The organism is Psychromicrobium xiongbiense (genome assembly GCF_030271165.1).
In the GTDB taxonomy this organism is placed as follows: domain Bacteria; phylum Actinomycetota; class Actinomycetes; order Actinomycetales; family Micrococcaceae; genus Renibacterium; species Renibacterium xiongbiense.
The window spans coordinates 92,743-99,379 of record NZ_JASSZH010000038.1; the positions used below are offsets into that span (position 1 = coordinate 92,743).

Annotated in this window: 6 protein-coding genes; 3 read left to right on the forward strand and 3 right to left on the reverse strand. The window is 64.8% G+C overall.

The annotated features are described in order from the left end of the window. Positions 1-44 precede the first annotated feature (44 nt). Positions 45-1,061, forward strand: coding sequence for an EamA family transporter (locus QQM37_RS12920; protein ID WP_285728024.1), 1,017 nt, complete (start codon positions 45-47; stop codon positions 1,059-1,061). A 40-nt stretch (positions 1,062-1,101) separates the two neighbouring features. Here the strand turns inward: QQM37_RS12920 and QQM37_RS12925 are convergent, their stop codons facing one another. The 3 genes from QQM37_RS12925 to QQM37_RS12935 all read right to left on the reverse strand — a co-directional run bounded on the left by QQM37_RS12925 (position 1,102) and on the right by QQM37_RS12935 (position 4,136). Further along, positions 1,102-3,417, reverse strand: a complete 2,316-nt coding sequence (locus QQM37_RS12925; RefSeq protein WP_285728025.1) for a heavy metal translocating P-type ATPase — start codon at positions 3,415-3,417, stop codon at positions 1,102-1,104. Between the two features lie 186 nt (positions 3,418-3,603). Beyond that, complete coding sequence (locus tag QQM37_RS12930) at positions 3,604-3,828, reverse strand: heavy-metal-associated domain-containing protein (protein ID WP_285728026.1); 225 nt, start codon at positions 3,826-3,828, stop codon at positions 3,604-3,606. A gap of 8 nt (positions 3,829-3,836) precedes the next feature. Continuing rightward, on the reverse strand, positions 3,837-4,136 hold the full coding sequence (locus QQM37_RS12935; RefSeq protein ID WP_285728027.1) for a metal-sensitive transcriptional regulator: 300 nt from the start codon (positions 4,134-4,136) through the stop codon (positions 3,837-3,839). Positions 4,137-4,452: 316 nt separating this feature from the next. On the opposite strand from QQM37_RS12935, the gene QQM37_RS12940 reads away from it, so the two are divergent. Together QQM37_RS12940 and QQM37_RS12945 are read left to right on the forward strand one after the other, a co-directional pair. After that, positions 4,453-5,481, forward strand: a complete 1,029-nt coding sequence (locus tag QQM37_RS12940; RefSeq protein ID WP_285728028.1) for a hypothetical protein — start codon at positions 4,453-4,455, stop codon at positions 5,479-5,481. Between the two features lie 596 nt (positions 5,482-6,077). Beyond that, a partial coding sequence (locus QQM37_RS12945) for a hypothetical protein (RefSeq protein ID WP_285728029.1) occupies positions 6,078-6,637 on the forward strand: 560 nt, incomplete at its 3' end.

A 6,637-nucleotide genomic window follows, 5' to 3' on the forward strand; every position in this document is an offset into this window, starting at 1 on the left:
GCTCCGCTGCTCGAGGCGTGTCATTAGTGTAATGTTGTTTACTAATGACACGTTTATCAGTTACTCCATTATCCGGGCTGGGCCTGTCCCTGGCCTCGGCTGCCGCTTTTGCGTTCTCTGGCTCCTTCGCTAAATCTCTGTTCGAGGCCGGATGGTCCACTGGTGCGGCGGCCCTGGCTCGGCTGGGCGGCGCTGCCCTGGTACTGCTGGTCCCCACCTTGATCCTGCTGATGAAACACTGGCCCACGGTACGATCTTCCCTGCCCCGGATCGCGCTCTACGGGGTGGTGCCCATGGCGCTGTGCCAGCTGTTCTTCTTCAACGCCGTGCAGCATCTTTCGGTGGGCGTCGCCCTGCTGCTGGAATACCTCTCGCCGGTGCTGCTGGTGCTCTACGCCTGGGCCCGGACTAAACGGCACCCGGCCCTCCTGACCATGGCCGGCGGCCTGAGTGCCGTGGCCGGCCTGGTGCTGGTACTGGATGTGACCGGCAGTCAGAGCGTTGATCTGGTGGGCGTGCTCTGGGGACTCGCGGCTGCGGTGTGTTCGGCAGTGTACTTCGCGATGGCGGCCAAAGCGGACGACGTCGTCCCGCCGGTTCTGATGACCGGCGGCGGTCTGCTGGTGGGCTCGGTGCTGATCGGCGTCCTGGGCCTGACTGGCCTGATGCCGATGGGCGTGGGAGGCAGCGAAGTCGTCTTCTTCGGCCAGAGCACGGCCTGGTGGGTTCCGTTGCTCGGGATGATCCTGGTGACCACGGTGTTCGCCTACCTGACTGGAATTCTCTCCGCCCAGCGGCTTGGCTCCCGTCTCGCCTCCTTTGTGGCGCTCGTCGAGGTTCTCTTTGCGGTGGTCTGGGCCTGGCTTCTGCTGGGCGAGGTGCCGCGTCAGGTGCAGCTGGTGGGCGGGGCGCTGATCGTTCTGGGCGTGGTGCTGGTGCGCTGGGGCGAGATCCGCCAGTCACGCGAGGTGGTTCCGGCGACGGTTTCGGTGGTTGCTCCGGTGGAGATTCCGGAGCCCGGAAAAGCAGCAGCGACCCGCGCACTGGTCGCGGGCCGCTGAGAGCAGTCCTGAGGATCAGCTGACGCCCATTAGCTGATCCTCAGGAGCGGCCAAACCGGGTCAGCCGCAGCGAGTTCGCGACCACCAGCACCGAGCTGGCCGCCATCGCCGCCCCCGCGATCATCGGGTTGAGCAGGCCCAGAGCCGCAATCGGCAGCCCCACCACGTTATAGGCGAAGGCCCAGAACAGGTTGACCTTGATGGTGCTCAGGGTGGCCCGGGAGAGCTCTATGGCGGTCGCCGCCTGGCCGAGGTCGTTGCCCATCACGGTCAGATCGGCGGCTTCAATGGCCACGTCGGTGCCGGAGCCCATTGCGATTCCCAGATCGGCCTGCGCCAGCGCCGCCGCGTCGTTGACGCCATCGCCCGCCATGGCCACCGTGGCACCGGCCGCCTGCAGCGCCCGGACCACCTCAACTTTCCCTTCGGGACGGATCTCTGCCCGCACATCCTCGGGCGGAATCCCGATCGCGGCAGCCACCAGTGCGGCGGCCGCGGCATTGTCGCCGGTCACCAGCAGGGGGCGCAGACCCAGGGCCCGCAGTTGTGCGATGGCGGCCGCGGAGCCGGGTTTGAGTCCGTCCTCCAACACGATGACGCCGCGCAACGTGCCGTCGACGGCCAGCCAGACCTGGGTGCCCGGAAGGCTGGGCTCCATCACGGACACGCCTTCACCGATCAGAAACTCCCGGGTCCCGGCGAGCAGCAACTCCCCGTCCACCCGGCCACGGACGCCCCCGCCGGGAGTGGCCCGGAAGTCGGTCACCGGTGGGAGCGGCGCAGGGTCAGCCTGGGGCGAATCCTTCTGGCCGGCCTCGTTCTGGGTGGCCCGGCGAAGCACCGCCGCTGCAATCGGATGTTCACTGCCGTGTTCCACCGCAGCGGCCCAGCGCAGGACCTGAGCTTCAGTGGCCCCGTTGAAGCCCCGCACCTCCGCCACGGTGAGCCTGCCGGTAGTCACTGTCCCGGTTTTGTCCAGCACGATGGTGTCCACAGTGCGAGTGTCTTCGAGCACCTGAGGCCCCTTGATCAGGATCCCCAGCTGTGCCCCGCGTCCAGTGCCGGCCAGCAGAGCCACCGGCGTGGCCAGACCGAGCGCGCAGGGGCAGGCGATGACGAGCACGGCGACGGCGGCCACGAAGGCCTGTTGCAGATCTCCGGAGAAGATCCACCAGAGCAGGAAGGTCAGCACCGAGATGCCCAGCACTACGGGTACGAAGACGCCGGAGATCCGGTCAGCCAACCGCGCGATAGGCGCCTTGCTGCTCTGTGCATCGCTGACCAGCCGGCCCATCTGGGCGAGTGTGGTCTCGCTGCCCACCCGGGTGGCGGCCACCACAAGACGACCGGAGGTGTTGAGCGTGGCCCCCGTGACGGCATCGCCCGGGCCGACCTCGACGGGCATCGATTCGCCGGTGATCAGGGAGGCATCCACTGCGGAGCGCCCTTCTTCCACGATGCCGTCGGTGGCGAGTTTCTCCCCGGGGCGGACCACGAACCGGTCGCCCACCTGTAGCTGGTCCGCCGGGATCGGGACCTCGACGCCATCGCGCATCACGCTGGCCTCTTTGGCACCGAGGCTGAGCAGGGCTTTGAGCGCATTGCCAGCCGAGGTCTTGGCGCGCGCCTCCAGATAGCGGCCCAGCAGCAGGAAGGTGGTTACCACGGCCGCGACCTCGAAGTACAGCGCCGGGTGTGAATCCCCTTGGCCGGACATGCCCGCCATCTCCGGGCTGGCCGTGAGGTCCGGATGGAGCAGCAGCGTCACGAGGGAAAAGGCGTAGGCGGCGATGATGCCGATCGAGACCAGGGTGTCCATGGTTGAGGCGAGGTGCCGGGCGTTGATGGCGGCGGCGCGATGAAAGTTCCAGGCGCACCAGGTGACCACGGGCAGGCTGAGCACGGCAACCGTCCAGCCCCACTGTGGGTACTGCAGGGCCGGAATCATGGAGATCAGCACGACCGGGATAGTCAGCACCGCGGCGATGAGCAGTCGGGGCAACAGGCTGGAGGCCGTGCCGCCGTGAGCCATATGGTCCTGTGGATCCATCGACTCGTGGTGGTCCATGCCATGCTCCATGCCCTGGTGCGCAGGTTGGCTGCTTGCTGGCCGCGGGGCGCTTTTTACGGTTGCCCCGTAGCCGGTCGCCCTGACCACGGCCAGCAGCTCCTCATCACTGACCCCCGCCGGGACTTGGACCCTGGCCGATTCGAGCGGAAGGTTCACCGAGGCCTGGACGCCTTCGATCCGGTTGAGCTTCTTCTCGACCCGGGCTACACAGGAGGCGCAGGTCATGCCCTGGATCTGGAGGTCGACCATGCGTGGGGCGTCGTCGGTCGGGATGGTTTTTGTCATCACAGTGGTCCTTTCCGCGCCTCGGGGGACGGCGTGCGTGCCCGCCCCGGGATGGTACGTGTGAGGTGCGATTCACGAACGGCTGGCTGCCGACGGCCCTGTCTGGGTCACCGAAGGGGGCTGCGCGATCGTCGCGTGGAAAGTATTTGGAACCCCGGGCTGCGCGGCCCGGCCAGTTGAGGAGAATCAGGCGTCGTTGGAGACGACGAGATAGCCCGCCTCGGCCACAGCCTCACCGATGGAGGTGGGGCTGACCGGACCATCGGAAGTCAGGGTGGCCGTGGAGACTCCTCCGGGATTGAGCTCGATGGCGACAGACTCGACGCCTGCCAGGCTGGAGAGCTCTTCAGTCACCGAGTCAACGCAGTGCCCGCAGGTCATTCCGGAGATGGAGACGGTGGTGGTGTTCATAATGGCTCCTAGCTTCGCAGCAGTCGGGAGATGGCCGCGGTGGCCTCCTCCACTTTTTCCTGGACGATGGTCGGGTCCCCGGCCTGGGATGACTCCTCGGCCGCGCCCACGACGCAGTGGTTGATGTGTTCCTGGAGCAGGCCGATGCTGACAGCATGCAGTGCCTTATTGACCGCGGCGATCTGCGTCAGGATATCGATGCAGTACTTATCGTCATCAATCATCTTGGCGATGCCCCGGACCTGGCCCTCCACCCGACGTAGTCGCCGGGCATAGGCTTCCTTGTCCTCGGTGTATCCATGTTCCATAGCTGGACGATATACCCCCTGGGGGTACCTGTCAAATACCCCCAGGGGGTATAAAGAGGGAGGGCACGGTGTCCCGGCGTCTCGCTATATGACGATTTCCTGGCGTTGTGTGACGACCGCGAAGAGTGCCCCGGGCCCGCAGATAGAGCGTTTTAGCTCGCGACAGGATTCTTCTTTCAAAGAATTAATCCGTGGAAACGATTTTTCGTTGAGAGCCCCTTGTGGGTTGAAAATGTGAGCCGTACGCTTCTTGTGAATTGACTGTTATCCCGGGGGGGACTGAGCATTCAGTGGGGCGCTATCCGGAGGGAGTGACATGCGCTTGCCGAAGCCCCGCCGTACCCATGTCGCGAAAATCCTCCGCCGCTCCCTTCTGGGTCTGGGCCTCGGTATTGCCTGGTTCGCATTGTCCGGCCAGGCCGCAAACGCGGCAGATCACACTGATGGCCTCATCCCGGATATCAGCTCAACCCTCAGCTCAACGATCCACCAGGTGAGTGGGGCTGTCACGCCCGTCACCCAGGTGGTCTCCGGGACGGTTTCCCGGATGGAGACGATTGCGCCGCCGGTACAGCCGGTGATTCAGCAGGTTGCGCAGATAGCCAGCTCTCCCACGGTCGCCAGTGTCCAGACCTTGGTCACCAGCACGACGCATCTGGCCAGCAACACCGTCAGCGCGACAACCTCGGCGGTCACCACCGTTCTCAATTCGACGACCACCGCACTGCAGCCGGTGACCCAGGGAACGATTCTTCAGCCCGTGGTCTCGGTGACCACCGGTACCGTTGATGGACTGCTCGGTTCCACCAGTCAGTCGGTGAGCGGATTGCTGCCTCAGATTCCATCGACGATTCCCACTGTCTCCTCCTTGCTACCGGGTGGCACGACTGCGGGTCAGGGCGAGACCGGCACGCTACCCGTCAACTCAGTGCCCAGTGGCTCAGTGCCGCAGGCATCGGCGGCGGCCGGAGTGCCTGGTGATTCCAAGGTATTGACGCCAACGGCTTCTTCGACGGACTCCATCCAGGCGATGGCGACTTCCCGTCTTTCCAGCTTTGCTCCTCAGCTCGCGTCCGCCGCTCACCTGGAGGCTCAGGACGGAGCGTCGGGCACTCAGGTGCCACTGTATCCATCGCCTCGCGGCGCTCCCGACGCACCGTGGGTGGCGCCATCGACCTCGAGCAGCAGCAGTGCCAACAATGGCAGCTCGGGTGGTACTTCATCCTTCGCTGCTGTACCCAACGACTTCTTCCTCCTGTTTGACGTCCAGAACGGGCGCGGTGCTGTCAGTTCTCGGCTGACGCCTGCCGCGCCGACGTTCGATCCAGGTTCAACTCCTGACTGAGTAGGGGTGAGGACTGCCTGTGGCAGCACATCACCACTGACCGCGCACAGCGCGGATCAACCAACTCAACACAAGGAGTAATTCCCGTGAACAACAATGTTCGCCGAGCGCTATATGGCACGCTCATGGCTGGCGGTTTGTTGGGACTTGGGCAAATAGCAGCACAGGCAGCAGATCACACTGATCTTCTGACGCCCCCGCCTTCCCCCTCCTCCAGCTCAACTACTACTGAAATTCATCCGCCCCTCGCTGCGGCGACCAATCTGACGACGGATGTCACTTCAACGGTTCAGCACCTCCTCTCCGGAGTCATTCGGACCGTTGTTCCCCCCATAACTTCTACGAGCACTCCTGCTCCCAGCACGCCGGCTCCGAGTGGTACTGCTGGCGTTTCCACCGCTCCCGCTGCAGCCGCAGCTGCCCCGGTGAATGTTGCCGCGCCGGCACCTGCCCCCGCACCTGCTCCGGTAGTCCAGGCGGCACCGAGCGCGGCGGCATCGGCGCCGACGGCTGCAACTGTTTCCACTCCCGCTGCGCCGGTAGCGGTTCCAGCGCCAGATTGCGGATGCGGCAGCCCTACTCTTCCGGGTGAGAGCGTGATCAACAACGCGGTCAACACAGCCGGCTCCGTTGCGAATAACGGAATTTCACAGGTCGGAGGAGCCGCGAACGCAGTGGCGCCCATCGTCAGTGGGATTGCACCGACGGGTAATCTGCTCGGTGGCATGCTGCCGGGTGGCACCAACGCTCCGAGTGGGATTGTTGCCGACGTCATTCATCAGGCCAATGGCACGCTGAACACGGTCAGCGGCATTCTGGGCAGCCAGACGTTGCCGGGCGGCGCTCTTCCTGGTGGCAACAGCAGCCCTACCGACATCGTGACCGATGTGATTCATACGGCCAACGGCGGGGTGAACACTGTCAGCGGAGTGCTGAACAGTGTCACTCACCAGGATCCGCAAGGACCGAATTGCGTGACTGGTGCCGTAACCTCTGTGGTGCACGATCTGACGGGCAAGCTGCCCGGAGTTCCTGTTCTTCCCACTCTCCCTGAAGTTCCTGCTGCAACTGGTCTGTTGGGGGCCGTCAATGGCATTGCCGGTCAGTTGCCTGGTTTGCCGGGTGTGGGTACGCCGGGTGTTCCTGGGTTGCCGGG